The sequence below is a fragment of the Serinicoccus chungangensis genome (assembly GCF_001483745.1).
GTDB lineage: Bacteria > Actinomycetota > Actinomycetes > Actinomycetales > Dermatophilaceae > Ornithinicoccus > Ornithinicoccus chungangensis_A.
The window spans coordinates 58532-81261 of sequence record NZ_LQBL01000028.1; the positions used below are offsets into that span (position 1 = coordinate 58532).

The 22730-nt window shown below is 73.8% G+C and carries 22 protein-coding genes and 1 riboswitch; of the genes, 12 read left to right on the forward strand and 10 right to left on the reverse strand.

The window, feature by feature from the left end; all coding sequences use genetic code 11:
- Position 1 precedes the first annotated feature (1 nt).
- A complete protein-coding gene (locus AVL62_RS16600; protein WP_083518828.1) occupies positions 2-2377 on the reverse strand; it encodes a glycosyltransferase in 2376 nt (791 codons plus the stop codon).
- The gene (locus AVL62_RS08860) at positions 2374-4149 is read right to left on the reverse strand and encodes an ABC transporter ATP-binding protein (RefSeq protein ID WP_058891295.1); all 1776 of its coding nucleotides are present in this window, start codon (positions 4147-4149) and stop codon (positions 2374-2376) included. The genes AVL62_RS16600 and AVL62_RS08860 overlap by 4 nt, the downstream gene beginning before the upstream one ends.
- Positions 4150-4189: 40 nt before the next feature.
- Here AVL62_RS08860 and AVL62_RS08865 point away from each other — a divergent pair, with 40 nt between their 5' ends.
- The 4 genes from AVL62_RS08865 to thiD all read left to right on the forward strand — a co-directional run bounded on the left by AVL62_RS08865 (position 4190) and on the right by thiD (position 7936).
- The gene (locus tag AVL62_RS08865; protein ID WP_058891296.1) at positions 4190-5407 is read left to right on the forward strand and encodes a hypothetical protein; all 1218 of its coding nucleotides are present in this window, start codon (positions 4190-4192) and stop codon (positions 5405-5407) included.
- Positions 5408-5465: 58 nt separating this feature from the next.
- Positions 5466-5557: riboswitch (TPP riboswitch) on the forward strand.
- Positions 5548-6354: a hydroxyethylthiazole kinase gene (thiM, locus tag AVL62_RS08870; protein ID WP_058891297.1), complete on the forward strand. Its 807-nt coding sequence runs from the start codon at positions 5548-5550 to the stop codon at positions 6352-6354. It overlaps the preceding riboswitch by 10 nt.
- Positions 6351-7082 (forward strand): thiamine phosphate synthase, encoded by a 732-nt coding sequence (thiE, locus tag AVL62_RS08875; RefSeq protein WP_083518829.1) that lies wholly within the window; start codon positions 6351-6353, stop codon positions 7080-7082. The genes thiM and thiE overlap by 4 nt, the downstream gene beginning before the upstream one ends.
- Positions 7079-7936, forward strand: coding sequence for a bifunctional hydroxymethylpyrimidine kinase/phosphomethylpyrimidine kinase (thiD, locus tag AVL62_RS08880; protein WP_058891298.1), 858 nt, complete (start codon positions 7079-7081; stop codon positions 7934-7936). Before thiE ends, thiD begins: the two co-directional genes overlap by 4 nt.
- Before the next feature lie 60 nt (positions 7937-7996).
- Here the strand turns inward: thiD and AVL62_RS08885 are convergent, their stop codons facing one another.
- The 5 genes from AVL62_RS08885 to AVL62_RS08905 form a co-directional block, all read right to left on the reverse strand.
- Positions 7997-8560, reverse strand: coding sequence for a DUF1992 domain-containing protein (locus AVL62_RS08885; protein WP_058891299.1), 564 nt, complete (start codon positions 8558-8560; stop codon positions 7997-7999).
- Between the two features lie 29 nt (positions 8561-8589).
- Complete coding sequence (locus AVL62_RS08890) at positions 8590-9903, reverse strand: glycosyltransferase (RefSeq protein WP_058891300.1); 1314 nt, start codon at positions 9901-9903, stop codon at positions 8590-8592.
- A gap of 252 nt (positions 9904-10155) precedes the next feature.
- Positions 10156-11166 (reverse strand): Gfo/Idh/MocA family protein, encoded by a 1011-nt coding sequence (locus tag AVL62_RS08895; RefSeq protein WP_058891301.1) that lies wholly within the window; start codon positions 11164-11166, stop codon positions 10156-10158.
- Entirely contained in the window at positions 11163-12287 is a 1125-nt protein-coding gene (locus tag AVL62_RS08900; protein ID WP_058891302.1) for a DegT/DnrJ/EryC1/StrS family aminotransferase, read from the reverse strand. The genes AVL62_RS08895 and AVL62_RS08900 overlap by 4 nt, the downstream gene beginning before the upstream one ends.
- Positions 12284-12898, reverse strand: coding sequence for an acyltransferase (locus AVL62_RS08905; protein ID WP_058891303.1), 615 nt, complete (start codon positions 12896-12898; stop codon positions 12284-12286). The genes AVL62_RS08900 and AVL62_RS08905 overlap by 4 nt, the downstream gene beginning before the upstream one ends.
- Before the next feature lie 37 nt (positions 12899-12935).
- Between AVL62_RS08905 and AVL62_RS08910 the strand changes: the two genes are divergently transcribed.
- Both AVL62_RS08910 and AVL62_RS08915 read left to right on the forward strand, forming a co-directional pair.
- On the forward strand, positions 12936-13619 hold the full coding sequence (locus AVL62_RS08910) for a glycosyltransferase family 2 protein (RefSeq protein ID WP_058891304.1): 684 nt from the start codon (positions 12936-12938) through the stop codon (positions 13617-13619).
- A gap of 72 nt (positions 13620-13691) precedes the next feature.
- Positions 13692-14168, forward strand: a complete 477-nt coding sequence (locus AVL62_RS08915) for a DUF2304 domain-containing protein (protein ID WP_153011730.1) — start codon at positions 13692-13694, stop codon at positions 14166-14168.
- On the opposite strand, the gene AVL62_RS08920 is transcribed toward AVL62_RS08915, so the two are convergent.
- Positions 14141-14926: an inositol monophosphatase family protein gene (locus tag AVL62_RS08920; RefSeq protein ID WP_235585635.1), complete on the reverse strand. Its 786-nt coding sequence runs from the start codon at positions 14924-14926 to the stop codon at positions 14141-14143. The two genes, AVL62_RS08915 and AVL62_RS08920, sit on opposite strands and share 28 nt — an antisense overlap.
- A 47-nt stretch (positions 14927-14973) precedes the next feature.
- Positions 14974-15321, reverse strand: a complete 348-nt coding sequence (locus AVL62_RS08925; RefSeq protein WP_058891305.1) for a universal stress protein — start codon at positions 15319-15321, stop codon at positions 14974-14976.
- Between the two features lie 78 nt (positions 15322-15399).
- Between AVL62_RS08925 and AVL62_RS17065 the strand changes: the two genes are divergently transcribed.
- The 4 genes from AVL62_RS17065 to AVL62_RS08945 are packed head-to-tail and all read left to right on the forward strand — an operon-like array spanning position 15400 to position 20086.
- A complete protein-coding gene (locus tag AVL62_RS17065; protein WP_235585636.1) occupies positions 15400-16407 on the forward strand; it encodes a Bug family tripartite tricarboxylate transporter substrate binding protein in 1008 nt (335 codons plus the stop codon).
- Positions 16404-16901 carry a tripartite tricarboxylate transporter TctB family protein gene (locus tag AVL62_RS17070; protein ID WP_058891307.1) on the forward strand — a complete coding sequence of 166 codons (498 nt, stop codon included), beginning with the start codon at positions 16404-16406 and terminating at the stop codon, positions 16899-16901. Before AVL62_RS17065 ends, AVL62_RS17070 begins: the two co-directional genes overlap by 4 nt.
- Before the next feature lies 1 nt (position 16902).
- Positions 16903-18408, forward strand: coding sequence for a tripartite tricarboxylate transporter permease (locus tag AVL62_RS08940; RefSeq protein WP_058891308.1), 1506 nt, complete (start codon positions 16903-16905; stop codon positions 18406-18408).
- A gap of 40 nt (positions 18409-18448) precedes the next feature.
- Positions 18449-20086: a Na+/H+ antiporter NhaC family protein gene (locus tag AVL62_RS08945; protein WP_058891309.1), complete on the forward strand. Its 1638-nt coding sequence runs from the start codon at positions 18449-18451 to the stop codon at positions 20084-20086.
- 19 nt (positions 20087-20105) lie between these two features.
- Here AVL62_RS08945 and AVL62_RS08950 read toward each other — a convergent pair whose 3' ends face one another.
- Positions 20106-20426: a putative quinol monooxygenase gene (locus tag AVL62_RS08950; protein WP_058891310.1), complete on the reverse strand. Its 321-nt coding sequence runs from the start codon at positions 20424-20426 to the stop codon at positions 20106-20108.
- 187 nt (positions 20427-20613) lie between these two features.
- Between AVL62_RS08950 and AVL62_RS08955 the strand changes: the two genes are divergently transcribed.
- Positions 20614-21507, forward strand: coding sequence for a serine protein kinase RIO (locus AVL62_RS08955; RefSeq protein WP_058891311.1), 894 nt, complete (start codon positions 20614-20616; stop codon positions 21505-21507).
- Between the two features lie 139 nt (positions 21508-21646).
- Positions 21647-22684 carry a siderophore ABC transporter substrate-binding protein gene (locus AVL62_RS08960; RefSeq protein WP_058891312.1) on the forward strand — a complete coding sequence of 346 codons (1038 nt, stop codon included), beginning with the start codon at positions 21647-21649 and terminating at the stop codon, positions 22682-22684.
- Positions 22685-22730 lie beyond the last annotated feature (46 nt).

Consider the following 22730-nt stretch of genomic DNA (forward strand, 5'->3'; position numbering starts at 1 on the left):
CTCAGCCACCGTCCACGGCCCAGCGGCCGACCGCGTCCACCCACCGGCGGGACTGGCGGGCGTCGGACAGCTCCGCGGCGGCGGCGTGCGAGGCCTGCTTCCACGCGGCCACGTCCGAGCCGACCGCGGCCAGCACGGCGGCCCGCACCGCGGCGGTGTCGAACCCCTCGGCCACGACCCCCAGACGGTGCTCGCGCACGAGCTCCGCCATGTCGGGGGTGGGACCCACGATGACGCCGAGCCGGGCCTGGACGAAGTCGAAGACCTTGTTGGGCAGGGCGTTGGCGTAGTTGAAGTTCACCGGCGGCAGGACGAAGATGCCGACGTCGTAGCCGTTGAGCGTCGGCATGAGGTCGGCGTAGGGCACCGGGTCGTGCACCCGGACCACGCCCCCGGACTCCTCGGCGGACCTGCGCAGCTCGGCCAGGTACGGCGGGTCGTTGAGGGTGAGGTAGAGGTCGAGGGTGACGTCCGCGCCGGCGCGTGCGGCGACCCGGACGCCCTCCACCATGACGTGGATCGCCCGGCTGCGCAGCCCCGCGCCGGTGTGCACCAGTCGCAGCGGCGCACCGACCGGGCCCGGTGCCAGCACGGCATACGGCGTGGCGTTGGTGACCACCTCGACCGGCACCCCGAAACGTCGGGTGTACTCCTGCGCGATGCGGTCGCTGACCGTCGTCACCGAGCGCGCCCTCGGCAGCTGGGTGCGGCAGATCCACTCCTGATAGGGGCCGATGCGCGCCTTCCACCCCGGGTACTCCTCGCGCCACAGCGGCCAGAACTCGTGGAGGTCGGCGTGCACGCCGAGCCGCGGCCGCAGCGCGTGCGCCAGCGGCAGGGTGTCGGTGTCGTTGGCCACGACGACGTCGGCGGAGCCCGGCTCGATCCGGCGACGCACCCAGCGCGTCGCCGCCTGCGCCCAGTAGGCGGCGCGGTAGGCGTGGGCGGTGATGAGCCGGCCATCCAGCTCGTTCGTCGTCCCGGGGGGCACCTCGACGTGCGCCCTGACCCCGTCCGGCGCCGGGCCGTAGCCGCAGGTCACGACCTCGGCGCCGGCTGCGACGAGGTGCCGGACCTGCTTGAGCACGCGGGCGTCGCCGGCGAGCGGGCTGAAGGCCAGCACCAGCACCCGGAGGCCCTCCAGCGGGCGGCCGGTCGTGGCCCCGACGGTGCTCCGCCGGGTGGCGGACGGCCCGCCCCGGCCGGGACGAGCGATGGCCGGGAGCGCTCCGGCCACGGCGGCCGCGGCGTGCGCCCGCACGGTCGACTCCCGGTCGAGGTTGGCGAGCGGGTCGGAGGTCAGGAGGATGTCGAGGCGGCCGGCCTCCCCGCGCCGCACGGCGGCAGCCGCCAGGTCGTCGACGTCGCGGGCCGCCGCGATGTCGCTCACCAGCGCCTCGTCGGCCCGGTGCAGCGCCCGCCCCACGCCGGGCGCGAGGTCGAGGCAGCGGCGGACGAGGCCCTGCACGGTGGCCGCCTCGCCCGGTTCCCAGAGCACCGGTGAGGTGCGGCGGCGGACGGCTCCGAGGACGTGGATGCGCAAGGTCTTGACCGCCAGCGCCCGGCGGACGTCCTCGGGGAGTTCGGCCACCCAGGGCTCGTCCAGCAGGTGGGCCAACGCCGTCAGCTCCGTGGTGATCGGACGGACCGCCTCGGTGATCCGGTCGGTCCCGGAGGTGCCGATGACGTAGGCGGGCAGGTCGGAGGCGTAGTCGATCCGCAGCCCCGAGGTGCTGAGCCGCAGCGACAGCGCGACGTCACCGCCGGTGCGCATGCCCGGGGTGAGCGGACCGGTCCCGTCACCGGGCAGCAGCCCGAGACGGTCCAGCGCCTCCCGCCGCAGGAGCCCGAGCGGCGCCGTGCGGTAGGCCAGCCGGTCGCGCACGAAGTCGAGCCGGGTGGTGCGCCCCGGCCGGACCCGCGGCGTCGCGACGTGCTCGCCGTCCTGGGTCTCCAGCCGGGCCATCAGCCAGTCCGAGCCCAGCCGGTCGGCCCGGGAGACCCAGCTGCCGAGCGCCCCGTCGGCGAACCAGTCGTCGCTGCCGATGATGCACACGTAGCGTCCGGTCGCCGCGGCGAGGCCGGCGTTGAACGGGCCGGACGGGCTGCCCAGCCCGTCCCGGACCTCGAGGAAGCGGGTGTGGGCCCCGACCGTGTCGGCGACGTCCTCCTCGAGGCGCTCGGCCACGGCGCGACGCACCTCGTTGGCGTCGAGCTCGTGGCACACGACGCTCACCCGCACCCGGTGCCCGCCCGGGACCACGCCGGTCAGGTCCGCCCCCCGCAGCGCCGACGCGACGGCCCGCTCGACGGGCCGGGACGGGTCGTGCACGGCGACGACGACGTCCAGATCCACGCCCGGCAGGGCCCCGCTCATGCCAACCCCGACAGCCGGGCCTGGGTCGCGAACTCCGGGTGCGCCGCCACGACCTGCTCGAAGCTGCCCCGGGCCACGATGGTCCCGTCCTTCATGAAGCACACCTGGTCGCTGTGGCGGACGGTCGAGAGCCGGTGCGCCACCGCCACCACGGTCACCTGCCCGTGCAGGTCGCGGATGGCCCGGGCGACGGCGTCCTCGGTGGCGGTGTCCAGCGCCGAGGTCGCCTCGTCGAGGACGAGGACGAGGGGGTCGGCATACAGGGCGCGGGCGATGCCGAGGCGCTGCCGCTGCCCGCCGGAGAGCGCGAGCCCGCGCTCGGCGACCCGGGTGGAGAGCCCGCCCCGCTCCCCCACCAGGTCGAGCAGCTGCGCTCGCTCCAGCGCGCGGGTGACCGCTGCCTCGTCGATGTCGTCGCCCCAGGTCAGCGCGACGTTCTGGGCGATGGTGCCGTCGAAGAGGTTGACCTCCTGCGGGACGTAGCCGACCCGGGCCCGCCAGGCGCCGAGCACCTCCGGCAGCGGCCGGTCGTCCACCCTGATCTCGCCGGCTGACGGCGTGAGCAGGCCCAGCAGCACGTCGACGAGCGTCGACTTGCCCGCGCCCGAGGCCCCCACCAGGGCGACCGAGGAGCCCAGCGGCACGTCGAGGTCGACACCGCGCAGGGCCGGCTCGGCCGACCCGGGGTACGAGAAGGACACCTCGCGCAGCGCCAGCAGCCGCGGGTGGTCCGGCAGCGGCTCGCGGCCCAGCTGCTCCGCCGCGTCGACGTAGCCCTGGGCGTCCCGGATGTCGGTGATGACCGCCTCCGCGTGCGGCAGCGTCGAGGCGGTCTGCGTGATGATCGACTGGAAGCGGTTGACGCTCGGGATCATCCGCATCCCGGCCACCGCGAAGAGCGCGATCGCCTCGAAGGCCTGCTGCGCCCCGCCGAGCAGGTAGGCCACGCCCCCGACGATGGCGAAGCCCAGCACCAGCCCGGTGTCGGTGACGAACTTGGGCACGGTGTTGAGGAACATGAGGTGCGAGCGGGCCCGGGTCGCGTGCACCCGGTTGGCGTGGACCTCGTCGGCGACCTCCTGCGCCTTGCCGCGCAGGGTCACCTCCTTGAGCGCGCCCATCATCTCCGTCATCAGCCCCGCCACGACGAAGGAGTAGTCGCGACCCACCCGTCCGGCGACGACCGCGCGGGGGGAGATGACGACATACATGAGGAGCGCCAGGCCGCCGAGGTAGGCGAAGGTCACGACCGCGGTGACGGGCTGGGCCACGAGCAGCACGACGAGCACCGCGGCGAAGGTCGCGAGCTCGGCCGGCAGCGACGCGGCGGGCAGCAGCAGCCCGGTGGTGGTGTTGGCGATGCCGACGTCGGCCAGGCGCACCAGCTGGGAGGTGTTGCGCTTGAGGCGCTCGGTCCACGGGGCGCGGATGTAGGCGCCGAAGAGGCGGTCGCCGATGACGAGGTCGTAGGCCGCGAGCCGCTTCGCCACCGCCCACTGCAGGGCGACCGTGGCCAGCCCCTTGACGACGACGAGGGCGCAGATGGCCCCCAGCAGCCAGGCGTAGCGGTCCGGGGCGACGGCGCCGAGGACCGGCAGCTGCACCGGGTCGCCCTGGATCATCGGGGCGAGGGTGAAGGCCAGCAGCGACAGCGCGAGGATGTCGACGACGGCCAGGATGCTGGAGGCCACGGCATACCCGATGAGGAACCACCGGGTGCTCGGCGGCAGGAGGGGAAGGAGGCGCCGCAGCGCCCGCAGCAGGCGGATCACGCGGGCGGCCTCCTCATGCGCCCCATCGTAGGCTGCGGGCGTGGTCTCCCCCGTCAACCGCCTGCGGCGCCTCGCCTGGCGCGGCCTGGCGGCGCTGCCCGCGCCGGTGCGCGAGGTGGCGACCCTGCCGGTGCGTCGGCGCGCCGACGCCGAGCTGCGGGCCCTCGCCCCGATGCCGGCGGCCGAGCGCCGGCTCTACCTCGGGCCGTGGAACACCGCCGGACAGGCGTATGCCTGGGCGCGCGCCGTCGAGCGTCACCTGCCGGGGGTGGCGGCGCAGAACCTCGCGGCCCACCGCTCGGCGGCGGCCGGGACCTTCCGCTACCCCGCCGACCAGGCGCTCTCCGCGCTCGCCCAGCGCGGTCACGTGCGCGAGATCCACGGGGCGCGGGTGCTCCGCGAGGCCACGCACGTGGTCTTCGAGTCCGGCCGCCCGGTGCTCGCCGACCTCCACGCCGGGTCGATGCTGGCCGACGTGCCCGAGCTCGAGGCGGCCGGCATCCGGCACGCGGTGCTCTTCCACGGCAGCGAGATCCGGGACCTGCGGGCGCACGCCGAGGCCTACGCGCACAGCCCGTTCCACGGCCCCTGGGACGACTACCTGCGCACGCTGCAGGGCGTCGTCGAGCGCAACAGGCGCGACCTCGCGGACTACGCGGGGCCGGTGCTCGTCTCGACCCCGGACCTGCTCGACGTGCTGCCCGGTGCCACGTGGCTGCCGCTGGTCGTCGAGGTCGAGCGGTTCGCGGGGGCGGCCGGGGCGCCGGTCCTGGAGCGTCCGCGCCCTGTGGTGCTGCACGCGCCGTCCAACCCGCGGCTCAAGGGCACCGAGGCGGTGGAACGGGTGCTGGAGGGTATGCAGGCCGCCGGCCTGGTGGAGTACCGCCGCCTCACCGGGGTGCCGCACGCGCGGATGGCGGCGTTCGTGGGCGACGCGGACGTCGTCGTCGACCAGGTGGTCCTCGGCAACCCCGGGGTGCTGCTGGCCGAGACCCTCGCGGCCGGGCGGCTGGCGGTGGCGCACCTCGCGCCGGGCGTGCGTGAGCGCATGGCGCGGTCCGACCGCGACCGCGGCGGCGACGGGGTCGTGCCGGTGCTCGACGCCGACCCCGACACCCTCGAGGAGGTGCTGCGGGGCGTGCTCGACGAGCGGGGACGGCATACCGAGCTGGCGGCGCGGGGACCCGCCTGGGCGCGCCGTCACCACGACGGCACCCGCGCCGCCGAGGTCCTCGACCGCGTCCTCCTCTCGACCTGAGGGCGCCGGGGACCACCGCGCCCCGCTCTGCGACCCCGCACACCTCGCGTTAGCCTGACGGTGGACGCGGGGTGCCGCTGTGCGGCTGAGATCACACCCGTCGAACCTGATCTAGCTCGTACTAGCGAAGGGAACGTCAGATGTCGACGACGTCACCACCCACCACCGACCACGGCTCGTGCTGGGCGCGGGTCCGCGAAGAGGCCCCTCTGGTCCAGTGCCTCACGAACATCGTGGCCGCACCGTCGACGGCCAACCTGCTGCTGGCCGCCGGGGCAGCACCGGCGATGGTCGACAACCCGCACGAGGCGGGCGACTTCGCGGCCGTCGCCGGGGGTGTCCTGGTCAACCTCGGCACCCTGTCCGACGGCTCCGTGGCCGGTATGCACGCGGCCGTCCGGGCGGCAGCCGCGGCGGGGACGCCGTGGGTCCTCGACCCCGTGGCCGCGGGCGCGCTGGGCTGGAGGACCGACGTCGCCCACGACCTGCTCTCCGTCGCGACGCCCGCGCTGATCCGGGGGAACGCCTCGGAGATCCTGGGGCTCGCCGGTGGTGCCGGCGGTCGCGGGGTGGACAGCACGGCAGGGCCCGAAGCAGCAGCGGAGGAGGCCGCACGTCTCGCCACGCGGCACGGGTGCGTGGTCGCGGTGAGCGGCCCGGTCGACCACCTGACCGACGGCCGACGGGTCGTCCGGGTCGGGCACGGTCACCCCTGGATGACCCGGGTGACCGGTGTCGGGTGCGCGCTGGGGGCCCTGATGGCCGCCTGCCGCGCCGTCACCGACGACTCCCTGGTCGCCGCGACGACCGCCACCCTCGCCCTCACCCTCGCTGCCGAGGGGGCCGCCGAGCGGTCCGGGGGGCCCGGCAGCTTCGCGGTGGCTCTCCTCGACGAGCTCGCCGCCCTGGAACCCGACACCCTCGCGGCCAGGGCGGAGCTGCGATGAGACCGTCCTGCCCGGGCCTGGCGCTCTACCTCGTGACCGACACCGCCCTGCTCGGCCGGCGCCGCCTCGCGTCGTCGGTCCGGGCCGCCGTGGACGGTGGGGTCACGACGGTGCAGCTGCGCGACCCGCACGCCACGGACCACGAGCTCGTCGCGCTGGGCGTCGTGCTGCGTGAGGCCCTGCTGGGCAGCGGCGTCCCGCTGATCGTCAACGACCGCGTCGACCTGGTCCGCGAGATCGGCGCCGCTGGTGCCCACATCGGCCAGGGCGACCTGCCGGTCGAGGAGGCGCGGCGCCGGCTCGGGCCGGAGGCATACCTCGGCCTGTCGTGCACCACGGTGGAGCAGGTGCGGGCCGCGACCGCGCTCGGACCGGGCACCGTCGACTACCTGGGGCTGGGGCCCGTCTGGCCCACCGCGAGCAAACCCGACCACGCCGCCCCGCTGGGGCTGGACGGGTTGCGCGAGCTGGCCGAGGCCGCGGGTGGTGTGCCGACCGTGGCCATCGGCGGCATCACGCGGGAGCGGGCCGCGGGGGTGGCGGAGACGCCGGTGGACGGGCTCGCGGTGGTGAGCGCCATCTGCGCGGCTGCGGACCCGCAGGCCGCCGCGACCGGCCTGCGCACGACGTGGGCGGCCGCGCGCGGGTGCCCTGGGTCGTCCCCGCCCGGCGATGCCGCGCCGGCCAGCCCTGCCGGCCCGGCGCACGCAGCCGGGAGGTACCGGTGACCACGGTCGTCTGCACCGTCGCCGGGTCCGACCCCTCCGGCGGGGCCGGCATCCAGGCCGACCTCAAGACCTTCAGTGCTCTGGGCGCCTACGGGTGCGCCGTGCTGACCGCGCTCACGGCCCAGAGCACGCAGGGCGTCACCGGGGTGCACCCGGTCCCCGCGTCGTTCGTGCGCGAGCAGGTGGAGACGCTGGTCGCCGATGTCGACCTGGCCGCGACCAAGGTCGGCATGCTCGGCACCGCCGAGGTCGCCCGCGAGGTGGCGGACCTGTGCCGGGAGGGAGCGCTCCCCCGGGCCGTGCTGGACCCGGTCATGGTGTCCACGGCCGGCTCGCGGCTCCTGGACGACGACGCCGTCGACGCGGTGCGCACGATGCTGCCGCACGTCGACGTGGTCACCCCGAACCTCCCGGAGGCCGCCGTGCTGCTGGGGTTGGACCCGACCGACCAGGCTCGGGACCTGGAGACGATGCACGAGCACGCGCGCCGCCTCCGGGAGCTCGGGGCGCGCCGGGTGCTGCTCAAGGGTGGGCACCTCGATGTCGGGCCCGGCACCGGGCCGGCCACGTGCGTCGACCTGTGGGCGGACGAGCACGGTGTGACACCGGTGCGTGCCGCCTGGGTCCGGACGCGTGACACCCACGGGACCGGGTGCACGCTGTCCTCCGCGGTCGCGGCGCTCGTGCCGCAGCGTCCTGGGTGGCTGGCCGCGGTGGGCGAGGCCAAGCAGTGGCTGACCGGGGCGCTGGCCCACGGCTCCGACCTCGGCGTCGGTCAGGGCCCCGGACCGGTGCACCACTTCTGGCGGTGGTGGCCGGTCGAGGGGCGGCACCGACCACCGTCGTGGTCCTGAGCGACGACGGCCGGCACCGGCGGGGTCGCACCCGGCGGCACCTCACGGTCCCGTGTCTGCTCAGCCCCGGCGGGCGTCCCGCCAGAGCTGCACCATCTCCTCGACGTCGAGCCGCCCCACGACCGGCGGCGAGGTCGGGCCGACGTGCGGGCGTCGGCGGTCGGCCAGCACCCGTTCGTTGAAGTCCTCCACCCGGGCGCGTACCGCCGCCTCGTCCGGGAGGCCGAGCAGGGCCTCGGGGTAGGTCGCCTTCTCGCGGCGCAGCTGCATGACCCCGGGCATGGCCCCGGAGAGGTCGAGCTGCTCGCGGCGGACGAGGTCCTTGACCCACCAGTCCGGGTCGGCGCGAGTGTCGACGTCGCGCAGCGGCTTGCCGGCTCCCGGGAGGTTGTCGAAGGCGCCCTGTCGCTGCGCCTGGTCGATGGTCTGGTCCACCCAGGACTGCACGGCGCGGGCGGTGGTCGCGGCAGAGGGGCGGCGGTCCCGTCGGGCCTGCCGGCCCGGCTCACCCTGCGCCGCACCCTCCTGCGCCGCCTGCTCCTCGTGGTCGGCGACCTGCTCGCGCAGCTCCTCCTCCGCCCGCGGCGCACCCGGCCGCTCCCCCGGCCGTCCCCACCTGCTCATGGCCCTGCCTCCTTCGTCGCTGCTGGTCCTCAGCCTCGCACACCGAGCACCACGGCCGCCGCGCCGTCACCGGTGGACCTCAGGCTGCGGTGCTCGCGCACCCAGGCCACGCGGCGCGCCCGCTCCGGCTCGTCCGGCCCGGCCCCTAGCGCCCGGACCATCGCCTCGGCCACCGCGTCGACGTCGTGCTCGACGGCCGCGCCCAGCCGGTGCGCCCGGACGTCCGCCGCGGCCGGCCCGGGCCCGGCGAACACCACCGGCGTCCCGCAGGCGAGGGCGGCGACGACCTTGGTGGGGTAGGCGAAGTCGTACCCCACCCCCGGCCGCACGCCCACCAGGGCTGCGGCCGCGCCCCGCAGCCAGGCCGCCGCCTCCTGCGCGGGGACCAGGGGCCGCAGCTCGAGCGCGCCCTCGGGCAGCTCGCCCGCGATGCGCCGCAGCTCGGGCCAGGACGAGCCCTGCCCGAGGAAGATCAGCCGCGCCTCGGGCACCCCCCGCACGACCCGCCGCATCGCCTCGGCGAAGACCTCGGCGCCCTGCCACTCCGAGGCGGTCCCGGCATACACGAGGTATGGCGTGCCCGGCGCGTCCTGCGCGGGCTCGCCGTCGGGGGTGAAGACGTCGGTGTCGATCCCGTTGGGCACGACGGTGACCGGGGCGTCCTCCCCGGCCAGCACGCGGACCCGCTCGGCCACGCCGTCGCTGACCGCGACGACCCCGCGCGCGCCGCGCAGCGCGAACCGCTCGAGGGTGCGCATGAGGCCGGTCACGACGGCGGGTGCGCCCATCGACGCGGTGGCGTCCGACCAGACGTCCGCGGCGTAGTAGACGTAGGGGATGGGCGCGCCGAGGGTCGACCGGAGCGCGAGGGAGACCCTCGTCACGGCTCCTGTCGTCGGCGGCGGCTCGACCACGACGACGTCGGGCCGCGGCCCGGTGAGCAGGCGCGCGGCCAGCGGCAGGTCGAAGGAGAGGTAGGGCAGGTACCCCCGGACGTAGCCGCTCGCGTCCCGCAGCACCGGCCACCGGCGCACGTCCACCCGGGTGTCGCCCGTCGCCGCAGGCGCTCCGCCCGGCGCCTCCCGCCCGTCGCCCCCCATCTCCACCGAGCGCCGCGTGTGGTTGCCCTCCACCCCCACCGAGCGCCGTATGTGGTTGCTCTGGGTCCCACCGGGCGTCGCCTGTGGTGGGCGCAGCGCCGGCGGCGGCGTCGTCGTGAGCACCCGCACGCGGGCCCGTCCCGCCAGGGAGCGCACGAGGGCACCGAGGCGGAAGGTCGCGGCCGCGGCCTCGGGTGCGTAGATCCGGGTGGCCAGGACCACCAGCGGTGCCTGCTCAGTCACCGGGCAACCATCCACGGCGCTCGGTCGGCCCCAGAGCAACCACCCGCGGCGCTCGGTGGGAGCCTGAGCAACCATCCACGACGCTCGGTCGGCCCCAGAGCAACCATCCACGGCGCTCGGTGGGAGCCTGAGCAACCATCCACGACGCTCGGTGGGAGCCTGAGCAACCATCCACGGCGCTCGGTGCGCGGCTGGGCAACCACCCGCGACGCTCGGTGGGAGCCTGGGCAACCACCCGCGGCGCCCGGTGGGTCACAGGGTCCGGGTGTGCCCGGTGGCGGCGGAGTCGAGGATGGCCTCGACGACCTCGAGGGTGTGCACGCCCTCGGCCATGGACACGACGTCGGCCGGCCGGCCCCACAGGGCGTCCCGGAAGTTCTCCTGCTCCACGCGCAGCGGCTCCCGGCGGGCGATGGCATACCGGATGGAGTCGCCCTCGGAGACCCCGCGGAAGGTCGCCGCCCGCTCCCACTCGCTGCGCACGTCACCGTTGGCCACGAAAGTCAGGTCACCCTGCAGCGTGTCCGCCACGAACGCGCCCAGCTCTCCCGTCGCGACCGTCTCGCGCACCTTGAGCGGACTCAACCAGTTGACCGTGTGCGAGACGATCGTCCCGTCGCGCAGCCGCCCGGTCGCCACCACCATGTCCTCGTGCTCACGACCCGAGCGGTGCGTCACCTGCCCGGACACGCTCGCGTACTCCGAGCGCGCGATCCACGCCGTCAGGTCGATGTCGTGCGTCGCGAGGTCCTTGACCACCCCCACGTCCGCGATCCGCGCCGGGAACGGCCCCTGCCGCGAGGTCGTGATCTGGTAGAGCTCGCCCAGCTCCCCCGCCGCGATCCGCCGTCGCATCTCCAGCAACGCCGGGTTGCACCGCTCGACGTACCCCACCGCGCCGACCAGCCCCGCCGACTCGAACGCCTGCGCCACCCGACGACCCGACTCCGCGGTCGCCGCGATCGGCTTCTCCACCATCGTGTGCACCCCGGCCTCGGCCAGCGCCAGCGCGACCTCCTCGTGCAGGTACGTCGGCACCGCCACCATCGCCGCGTCGATCCCGGCAGCGATCAACCCCTCCACGTCCGGCAGCACCGACAACGCCCCCGCCACCCCGTGCCTGTCGCCCACCGGGTCGGCGACCGCCACCAGCTCCATCCCCTCCACCTCACGGATCACCCGGGCGTGGTGACGCCCCATCGAGCCCAGCCCGATCAGACCCATCCGGACCGTCCGGCCCTCCGGCAGCAGCCGCGCGCTCATGCGCCCGCCCCCACCACGGCCGCCACCGCACCCGCGACCCGCTCCAGGTCGCCCGGCGTCAGCGACGGGTGCACCGGCAGGCTGATGACCTCGGCCGCCGCCCGCGCCGTCTCCGGCAGCTCCCACGCCGGCGCGAACCGCGACAACGACACCAGCTCGTGGTTCGGCGTCGGGTAGTACACGCCCGACCCCACCCCGTGCTCCTCCCGCAGCGCGGCCACCACCTCGTCCCGCTGGGCGCCGCTCGCACCGTCGATCCGCACCGTGTACTGGTGGTACACGTGCGTGCACCCCGCCCGCACCGTCGGCACCACCACCCCGGCCACCCCGGCCAGGTGCTCGTCCAACCACGCCGCGTTCGCCTGCCGCGCCTGCGTCCACGCCCCCACCTTCGTCAGCTGCACCCGCCCGATCGCCGCGTGGATGTCGGTCATCCGGTTGTTCAACCCGATCACCTCGTTCGCGTACTGCTTCTCCATCCCCTGGTTGCGCAGCAACCGCACCCCCCGCGCGATCTCCTCGTCCGCGCACGCCACCATCCCGCCCTCACCCGAGGTCATGTTCTTCGTCGGGTACAGGCTGAACATCCCGAACGACCCGAAGCCGCCCACCGGCTCCCCCCGGAACGTCGCCCCGTGCGCCTGCGCCGCGTCCTCGAACAGCTGCACCCCCGCCTGCGCGGTCACCGCCCGCAACCCCTCCAGGTCCGCGGGATGACCGTACAGGTGCACCGGCATCACCGCCGCCGTCCGGTCGCTCAGCACCTCCCGCACCGAGTCCGGGTCCAGGGTGAACGTGTCCGCGCTGATGTCCGCGAACACCGGCCGCGCCCCCGTCAACGCCACCGCGTTCGCCGTCGCCGCGAAGGTGAACGAGGGCACCACCACCTCGTCCCCCTCCCCGATCCCGCACGCCAGCAACCCCAGGTGCAGCCCCGAGGTCCCCGAGTTCACCGCCACGCACGTGCGCCCACCCACCAGCTGGGCCCCGAACTCCCCCTCGAACGCCGCCACCTCCGGCCCCTGCGCCACCATCCCCGAGCGCAGCACCCGGTCCACCGCCACCCGCTCGTCCTCCCCGATGAGCGGCTTGGCCGCGGGGATCATCGGCTGCTCGGTCATGACTGTCCTCCGTCGGGCTCGGCGCGGCGCAGTCCGCCGTCGCTCTCTCGGTATGTCGCACTCGTCTGCGGGCAGCGCCACTCACCCGGGACGCCGGTCGGCTCCAGCGGACGGCCGGCGTGCCCGACCCAGCCGACCTGGCGGGCCGGCACCCCGACGACGAGGGCGTGGTCCGGGACGTCCTTGGTGACCACGGCCCCGGCGGCCACGGTGGCCCAGGCGCCGACGCGCACCGGCGCCACGCACACGGCGCGGGCCCCCACGGAGGCCCCCTCGCCGATACTCACCCCCACCTGCTCCCAGTCGTCGGCCGCCTTGAGGGACCCGTCGGGATTGACCGCGCGGGGGAAGGTGTCGTTGGTGAGGACGGCGGCGGGGCCGACGAAGACGCCGCGCCCGAGCTCGGCAGGCTCGTAGACCAGCGCGTAGTTCTGCACCTTGCAGTGGTCGCCCATGCGCACCCCGGTGCCGACGTAGGCGCCGCGTCCGATGACGCAGCCGGCGCCCAGCACGGCGTCCTCGCGCACCTGGGCGAGGTGCCAGACCGAGGTGCCCTCGCCGATGCTCGCGCTCGGCGCGACGTCGGCACTGTCGACGATGCGTGTCGTCACGGGACTCCCATCAGGGGTGGTGAGGGACAATGCACCCATGACTCTAACGCCCGTGCAGGAGGACGCCTGGCTGGTGATCCCCCTCTACGAGGAGGCCCGGGTCGTCGAGGACGTCCTGCGCGAGGCGCGCGCGGTCTTCCCGCACGTCGTCTGCGTCGACGACGCCTCGCGAGACCACTCCGCCGAGCGGGCGCGGGCGGCCGGGGCGGTCGTCGTGCAGCACCCGTTCAACCTCGGGCAGGGGGCGGCGCTGCAGACGGGGATGCGCTACGTGCTCGAGGCGACGGACGCGGCATACCTCGTCACCTTCGACGCCGACGGCCAGCACCGGCCGCAGGACGCCGCCGAGATGGTGCAGCGGGCCCGGGACGAGCGCCTCGCGATCGTCTTCGGCTCCCGCTTCCTCGACCGCCGCACCCGTCCCGGGCTGCTGAAGAAGCTCGTGCTCAAGGCGGCCGTCTGGCTGACCAACCAGCAGACCGGGATGAAGCTCACCGACGCGCACAACGGCCTGCGGGTCATCCGGCGCGACGCGGCGGTCCGTCTGGACCTGCGGCAGAACCGCATGGCGCACGCCACCGAGATCGTCCTGCAGCTCGGCCGCACCGGGCTGCCGTGGGCCGAGCACCCGGTGCACGTGCTCTACACCGACTACAGCCGGGCCAAGGGGCAGTCCCTCATGAACTCGGTCAACATCCTCGTCGACACCATCCTCAAGTAGGTCCGGTGCCGATGCCCGAGACGACGACCACCACCACGACCACCCCGACCACCACCGAGCGGAGGCGCTGACGTGCTCGACCAACCCCTCATCAAGCTCGTCCTCCTGCTGAGCGTCGTCGTGGTCACCTCGATGCTCACCCGCTCCACGGCCGGGGTCCGGCACCAGGCGGTGCGCCGGCTGCTGCTGGTCGGTTTCGTCGTGCTGGCGGCGATCGCCATCCTCTTCCCGCGCGTCCTCACCCAGGTCGCGCAGCTGCTGGGCGTGGGCCGGGGCGCCGACCTGCTGCTCTACGGCCTCACCGTGGTCTTCCTCGGCTACGTCGCGGCCTCCTACCGCCGGATGCGCGAGCTCGAGCAGCAGGTCACGACGTTGGCCCGGGAGCTCGCCCTGCGGGCCGCGGTGCACGACACCACGGAGCACGACACCACCGAGCACGACACCCCCGGGCACGACACCACCCAGCACGGCGCGAGCGGGCACAGCCCCGCGGAGCACGGCGACCCGGACGGCCCACGGGGTCAGAGCTCGCGACGCAGCCCGTCGTAGACGCCGCGGCCCGCCGTCGCGAGGATGCGCCCCGGCTCGCTGCGGGGGCCGTAGGCCTCGCCCTCGTCCGACCCCACGACCCCGCCGAGCTCGCTGACGAGCAGGGCGCCGGGGACGTGGTCCCACGGGCGGGTGCCGTGATAGAGCAGGCCCTCGCACTCCCCCTCGGCGAGCTTGGGGTAGTCGATCCCGCAGCTCACCCAGCTGAGCTCCAGCGGGGCCAGCGGACCGACCTGCTCCCCCACCCGGCGACGGGCGGAGGTCCGCACCCGCCAGCGCGCGGGGTCGGTGCCCGGCTCGAGCCGCGGCAGGGCCTCCCCGTTGCGGGTGGCGCCTGCGCCGACCTCGGCGACGTAGGCGAGCTCGTGCTGCGGCTGCCAGATCCAGGCGCGCACGGTGCGCCCGCCCCGGGTCTCGGCGACCATGACGGCGTGGTCCGGGGAGCCGTGGACGAAGTTGCGGGTGCCGTCGACCGGGTCGACGGTGAACGCGTGCTCGGCGCGCCGGAAGCCGGCCATGCTGCTGGCGTCGTCGGCGAAGGCCTCCTCGCCGAGGATCACCGCGTCCGGGTATGCCGCGGACAGCTCCCGGGTGATGATCACCTCGGCCTCCCGGTCGGCGACGGTGACCAGGTCACCGGGGTGGGTCTTGGAGGAGATCTCGTCCTCGTCCAGGGACCGGAACCGCGGGGTGATCACCGCGTCGGCCACCTCCTGCAGGAGGCGCAGGACGTGGTCGGTGCCCAGGGTGCTCGTCACGTCACCAGCCTGTCATGACCCGTGGCGCGCCCGTGCGGCGCGGTCGCTCAGCGGGCCGCCTTGACGGCGAGCACCGGGGCGGCCGCCTCGAGGAGCACCTGCTGGGCGGTGGAGCCCAGGATGAGCTTGCCGATCGCGGAGCGGTGCCGGACGCCGATGACGATGAGCGTGGCGTCCTCCTCGGCGGCGATGTCGAGGAAGTCACCGGCGAGGTCCCGGTCGCGCTCGTCCGGCTCGTGCACCCGGACCTGCACCCCGTCGGCCGCGACCTGCGGCGTCCCCTCCTGCATCGGCACGACGACGAGGTCCAGGGAGCGGCGCCGCGCCTCGGCCACCGCGGTCTCCTCGGCGGCCCGTCCCTCCGGCGTGGTCGTCCACGCGAGCACTACGGTCATGGCGGTTCCCGTCCTGGTTGCTTGTCAGGTGACGTTGCGTCAGTGATAGTAGTCGCTGACCACCAGCGAAGGAGCAGGATGAGCGAGGACGCGGCGCGCACGGGCCGGCCACGATGGGCGATGGTCGTGTATGCCGTCGTCGCGGTCCTGGTGATCGGGTGGGCGTTCACGCTCTCGGCCCGGTCGGCGCAGCAGGGCTCGGACCTGCGCTCCACGCTCACCCTCATCGCCCCGGCGGGAGCCGGCGGGGGGTGGGACACCTTCACCCGGGAGCAGCAGGCCGCGATGCGGGCCAACGGGATCGTCAACAACGCCACCGTCCTCAACATCCCCGGCGCCGGCGGGACCATCGGGCTCGGGACGTTCTCGACGCTGGAGGGCGAGGCCACCAACCTGCTCACCACCGGCACCGTCATGAGCGGCGCCATCGCGCTCAACGACTCCCCCGTCGCCATGACCGACGTGCGGCCGCTCGCCCGGGTCAGCGAAGAGTACGACATCATCGTCGTCCCCGCGGACTCGCCCTACCAGGACATCGACGACCTCATCGCCGACTGGGAGCAGGACCCGGGTGCCTTCCCCTTCACCGGCGGGTCGGCCGGGGGGCTGGACCACCTCATCGTCGCGGACCTGGCCATCCGGGCCGGGATCGACCCCACGGAGATCACCTACATCCCCCAGTCGGGGGGAGGCGAGGCCATCCAGGTCATCTCCTCGGGCGACGCCCGGGCGGCGGTCTCGGGCTACAACGAGTTCGCCGACCAGATCGAGGCGGGCCGGATGCGCGGCCTCGCGATCGTCTCCCCGGAGCGGGTCGAGGGGATCGACCTGCCCACCCTCATCGAGCAGGGCTACGACGTCTCGATGACCAACTGGCGCGGCTTCCTCGCCCCCGCCGGCATCACCGACGAGGAGTTCGCCGAGCTGGAGGCGATCGTCACCGAGACGGCCCAGAGCGAGGAGTGGCAGGAGGCCATGGAGCGCAACCGGTGGTCCGACGTCTTCCTCACCGGACCCGACCTCATCGACTTCATCGAGGAGGACACGCGCCAGAACGAGGCGCTGGTCGAGGAGCTGGGGCTGTGATCGACGCGGCCTTCTGGCGCGGGCGCTCCGGGCTCGTCGTGCCGGGGCTCCTGGCCGCCTTCACGACCTACCTGCTCGTCGGGGTCCTGACGATGGACGTGCCCGAGGGGACCGACTTCCCCGGGCCGCGCTTCTTCCCCCTCATCCTCATCGTCCTGGGCTACCTCCTCTCGGCGCTGCTCGTCCTGCACTACCTGCGCCACCCGGAGCCGGTCGACACCGGGGACCAGGACGGCGGCCGGTGGCGCACCTTCACCGACTGGCGGGCGGTCGCCTGGTGCGTCGGGGGCTTCCTCGTCTTCGCCCTGACCATCGAGCTGCTGGGCTGGATCCTGGCGGCCGCCGTCCTCTTCTGGTGCGTGGCCCGCGGGATCGGCTCGACGCGGCCGCTCTTCGACGCCTCGCTGGCCCTCTTCGTCTCCTCACTGGTCTACCTAGGGTTCGCGCAGGGGCTGGGCCTCAACCTGCCGGCCGGCATCCTCGGGAGGTTCTGACGTGGAGTCCCTGTCGCTGCTCATGGAGGGCTTCGCCGGCGCCCTGACCCCGATGAACCTGCTCTGGGTCGTCGTCGGCTGCCTGCTCGGGACGGCGGTCGGCGTCATGCCCGGTCTGGGCAGCTCCATGGCCGTCGCCCTGCTCCTGCCGATGACCTTCGCCCTGGAGCCGACCGCGGCCTTCATCATGTTCGCCGGCGTCTACTTCGGTGGCCTCTTCGGCGACTCCACCATGGCCATCCTCATGAACACCCCCGGCCAGGCCTCGGCCATCGCGTCCACCTTCGAGGGGCACCGCATGGCCAAGGACGGGCGCGCCCCTCAGGCCCTCGCGACGGCCGCCCTGGGCGCCTTCCTCGGCGGGTTCAGCGCCGCGGTCGTGGTGGTCTTCCTCGCTCCCTCGCTCGCCGACTTCGCGGCGACCTTCGGGTTCGCGGAGTACTTCGCGCTCGCCGTCTTCGCCTTCGTGGCGACCTCCTCCATCGTGGGCGACTCCGTCGTCAAGGGGGTCGCCGCGCTCGTGGTCGGTCTCGGGATCGCCACCATCGGCATGGACCCGATCTCGGCCACCGAGCGCGCGACCCTCGGGGTGCCCGAGCTCTTCGACGGCGTCTCCCTCGTCACCGTGACGGTCGCCGTGCTGGCGCTCGGCGAGGTCTTCCACATCGCCTCCCGGGTCCGTCGGGACCCCAAGACGGTGGCGATGAAGGCCGGCGGCCGGGCCTGGCTCTCCCGCGCCGAGTTCCGCGAGGCGGGGCCGGCGTGGGCCCGGGGCACGGCGATCGGCCTGCCCTTCGGCATCATCCCGGTGGGCGGCTCGGAGGTGCCCACCTTCATGGCCTACGACCTGGAGCGCCGCATCGACCGCAAGCGCCCCCGGCCGATGTTCGGCAAGGGAGCGATCCGCGGCCTGGCGGCCCCCGAGGCGGCGGGCAACGCCACCACCGGCACCGCCATGGGCGCGCTGCTGGCCCTCGGCCTCCCCGTCTCGGCCACGGCGGCCATCATGCTCGCTGCGTTCCAGCAGTACGGCCTGCAGCCCGGCCCGCTGCTCTTCGACCGGGCACCGGACCTGGTGTGGTCGTTGCTGGCGAGCTTCTTCGTCGCGCTCGTCGTGCTGCTCATCATCAACCTGCCGTTCGCCCAGCTGTGGGCCAAGTTGCTGCTCATCCCCGCTCCGTACCTCTACGGCGGCATCACGATGTTCTGCGGTCTCGGGGTGTATGCCCTGTCCGCCGCGCAGTTCGACCTCTACCTGCTGCTGCTCATCGGGGTCGTCGGCTTCGTCATGCGGCGCTACGACGTGCCGCTGGCTCCGCTCATGATCGGCATCGTGCTCGGTCCGCTCGCCGAGAGCTCGCTGCGCGAGGCGCTGCTGTCCTCGGACGGCGACTACGCGGTGCTGGTCAGCAGCTGGATCACCTGGCTGCTCTACGGCATCCTCGCCGTCGTCCTCGTCGTCACCGTGCGGGCGAAACTCCGCGCACGTCGGGGCGCCGACGTCTGAGCGGGTCTACCCTGAGCACCACCGCCGCTGAGGAGGAACCATGACCGAGGACCTGCCGATCCTGACCCTCCTGCCGCCGATCATCGCGATCGCGCTGGTCATCGCGACCAAGAAGGTCCTGCTCAGCCTGGGCGCCGGCGTCCTGGCCAGCGCCCTGCTCGTCGCGAACTTCAACCCCCTGGAGACCCTGCGCCTCGTGGGGACCGGCTTCGCCGCCATCTTCTGGGAGGAGGGGGCGGTCAACACCTACTACGTCTACATCCTGCTCTTCACGCTGGCGCTGGGCGTCATCGCCTCGCTCATCCTCATGTCCGGCGGCAGCCAGGCCTTCTCCGACTGGGCCATCCAACGGATCCGCACCCGCCGGGGCGCCCAGGGCCTGGCCGCCGGGCTGGGCATCGCCATCTTCATCGACGACTACTTCAACGCCCTGGCCGTCGGGCAGGTGGCCCGACCGGTCACCGACCGGCACCACGTCGCGCGCGCCAAGCTGGCCTACCTCATCGACTCCACCTCGGCTCCCGTGGCGGTGCTCGTGCCCTTCTCCAGCTGGGGCGCGAGCATCATCGGCATCATGGCCCCCCTCGTCGCCGCCTCGGCGCTGACGGTGAGCGACGTCGGCGCCTTCGTGGGGGCGGCCGGCATGAACTACTACGCCATCACGGCCGTGCTGCTGGTCTGGGTCGTCGTCGTGTTCGGCATCGACGTCGGCCCGATGCGCGGCCAGGAGCGCCGGGCCATCACCGAGGGCGAGACCTACGACGCCAGCGAGGAGATCCCCGGCGAGATCGCCGAGGACCTGCCCGTGCACTCCCCCGGTCACAAGCGGGCCCTCGTCATCCCGTTCCTGCTGCTCGTCGTCGGGGTGCTGGGCGGCATCGTCTGGACCGGCTACCGAGGCACCGTCACGGCCGAGGACTACGAGGCGGGCAGCGGGGTCGGCGTCCTGGAGATCATGGCCTCGACCGACGTCACCCAGGCCCTCATCTACGGCGCCGTGCTGGGCCTGGCCTCGGCGTTCTACTACTACGTGCGCTACACCACGTCCAACCCCAAGTTCTCCGCCGGCACGCTGGGGCGCGGAGTCGTCAGCGGGCTGCAGTCCATGCTCCCGGCGGTCTACATCCTGCTCCTGGCGTGGGTCCTCGGGGGCCTCATCAGCGAGCTGGGCACCGGGGAGTACCTCGGTGGCCTCGTCGAGAGCGCCGACATGGCCCCGCAGTGGCTGGTCCCGGTCATGTTCGTGCTGGCCGGGGCCATGGCCTTCTCGACCGGCACCTCGTGGGGCTCCTTCGGCATCCTGCTGCCGATCGCCGGCGACATCATGAACAACGTCAGCGGCGGCGACGAGCTGCTGCTCGCGGCCTTCGGAGCGGTGCTCGCCGGGGCCGTCTGGGGCGACCACTGCTCGCCGATCAGCGACACGACGATCCTGTCCAGCACCGGCGCCAGCTGCAACGTCATCACCCACGTGACCACCCAGCTGCCGTACGCCATCTCCGGGGCCGTCATCGCCTTGCTCGGGTACGTCACCTTCGCCGCGACGGGCAACGGCTGGCTCGGCTTCGGCGTCCTGCTCGTGGGCGTGGTCGCCTTCGCCCTCCTCGGCAAGACGGTGCTGCAGCGGCTCGAGGACGAGATCCCCGACGAGGAGCAGGCGAGCCGGGCCGGCACCTGAGCCGGGAGTGGCGACCCGCTCAGTCGATCTGCAGCTCGCCCATCGCGTCCCAGCCCTCGCCCTCGACCTGGCGCGAGAGGATCTGCGGGGTGGCCGTGAGGTGCGGGCGCATCGCCTCGATGCCCTCGGTGAAGTGCGGGCTCTCGACGTGGGCGGCGGCCCCGTCGTCGGTGAACCCCTCGACGAGGACGAACTCCAGCGGGTCCTCCAGGCTGCGGGACCACTCGAAGAAGAGGTTGCCCTCCTCGGACCGCACGGCGGCGGTGTAGTCGGAGACGATCTGGGGCCACTGGGACGCGGACTCGGCCTTGACGGGGAACTTCACCACGATGAGGTACATCCGCCCAGGCTCGCCCTGCGGCCCGGCGAGGTCAAGTCGGGAAAACCCGTTGCCGTCGGGCGCGCGGGGCGCGATGCTTCCCCTCACGCGCACGACAGCCGTCGTGCTCCCGGACGAGGAAGGAGGGACGACATGGCCTGCTCGAGCACCGCCACGGCCCGCCCCACCCCTCGCATCAGGAGCACCAGTGCAGCCTTCCTCCCCCACGGGTGACCTCGACCCGTTCTTCACCTTCGACTACACCCCGCTCGAGGGTCTCGAGCACCTCGCCGACGGCCAGCGGCTGACCACCTACTGGGACGTCGAGGCGGGCCACCGCGGGCCCGCCCCGGTCCCGGCCTGGCTCGTCCAGGACTCCGGCGCCGTCGACACCGAGCTCGGCGTCCTCAAGACCGGCAAGGAGGCCGACGTCTTCCTGCTCGAGCGCGCCACCACCACCACCACCACCACCGAGGTCGAGACCAGCGCGCTCGACACCACCGACGTGGCGTGCCTCCTGGCCGCCAAGCGGTACCGCGACACCGACCACCGCACCTTCCACCGCAGCGCGGTGTATGCCGAGGGCCGCGGCGTGCGCCGGTCGCGCGACCAGCGCGCCCTCGCCCGGGGCAGCCGCTACGGCCGGCAGGTCGCGGCGGTCCGCTGGGCGGAGGCCGAGTGGCAGGCGATGCGCCGGGCCTGGGAGCACGGCATACCGGTGCCCTATCCCGTCTCGCTGGCGGGGACCGAGCTGCTCATGGAGTTCGTCGGTGAGCCGACGGGTCTGGCCGCTCCCCGGCTGGCCCAGGCGCAGGCCGACGGTCCCCTGCTCGGGCACCTGTGGGAGCAGGTCCGCACGGTCGTGCTGCAGCTCGCCGAGCACGGCTGGGCCCACGGCGACCTGTCGGCCTACAACCTCCTCGTGCACCACGAGACGGTGACCGTCATCGACCTCCCCCAGGTCGTCGATGTCGTCACCAACCCCCAGGGCCCCTCGCTCCTGCACCGCGACTGCAGCAACGTCGCGGCGTGGTTCGCGGGTCGCGGGATGGACGCCGACGGCGAGGCGCTCTTCGCCGAGGCCCTGGCGCTCGCCCTCTGACGCACCGCGCGCGGTCCGCCCGGTCGCCATCCTCCCGTGACCTTGACCACAATTATGCGCATGGACCCAGTCCTCAATAGAAGTGAGGTTAGGGTTACCTTGCCGATCCGGCGCCTGTCGAACCCTGGAGGAGAACCCCATGCGCATCGCTCGTCCCCGCGCCGGCCTCGTGGCCGTCGCCACCGCCGCCGCCCTCATCCTGGCCGCCTGCGGCAGCGACGAGGGCTCCGAGGAGACGGCCGCTGGCGGTGGGTCGTCCGGAGACGCCGACGCGACCGGCGCCGAGGAGGGCTCGGAGCAGTCCGGGACCGTGGAGGTGACGGACGTCCAGGGCACCGTCGAGGTCCCGATGCCCGCCGAGCGCGTCATGGTCACCGACAACCGCGTGGTCCGGGCCATGGACGAGTGGGGGGTGGAGATCGTGGCCGCCCCCCTCGACATCTTCCCCGGCGACCTGTCCTACGCGCAGGACGACTCGGTGGTGAACCTCGGCAACCACGGCGAGCCCGACCTGGAGGCCGTCGTCGCCGCCGACCCCGACCTCGTCCTCACCGGCTACCGCTTCCAGGACTACTACGGCGACATCCAGGACCTCGTCCCGGACGCCGCCGTCGTCGACACCACCACCGACGAGGCGCAGCCGCTGGACGAGGAGCTCATCCGCCAGCTGGAGCTGGTCGGGCAGGCGCTGGGGCACGAGGAGGACGCGCAGGCCATGGTCGAGGAGTTCCAGGGCGCCATCGACGAGGCTGCCCGGGCCTACGACCCCGAGCAGACCGTCATGGGGCTGCTGACCTCCGGCGGTGACATCTCCTACGTCGCCCCGGTGACCGGCCGGTCGATCGGCCCGGTCTTCGAGGTGCTCGGGCTGACCCCCGCCCTGGAGCAGGAGGGTGGCGACAGCGGCCACGGGGACGACATCTCGGTCGAGGCGATCGCCGAGGCCGACCCCGACTGGCTCGTCGTCATGGACCGCGACGCCGCCATCGCCGCGGAGGGTGATGAGTACTCCAGCGCCGAGGAGCTCATCGAGGAGTCCGAGGCCCTGCAGAACGTCACCGCGGTCCAGGAGGGCCAGATCGTCTACCTCCCCGCCGACTTCTACCTCACCGAGGACATGCAGGCCTACACCGAGCTGTTCACCTCCATGGCCGACGCCATGGGGTCGGCGCGCTGAGCCCTCCCCCCACGTGACCTCGGACACCTCCTCGAGGCCGACCTCC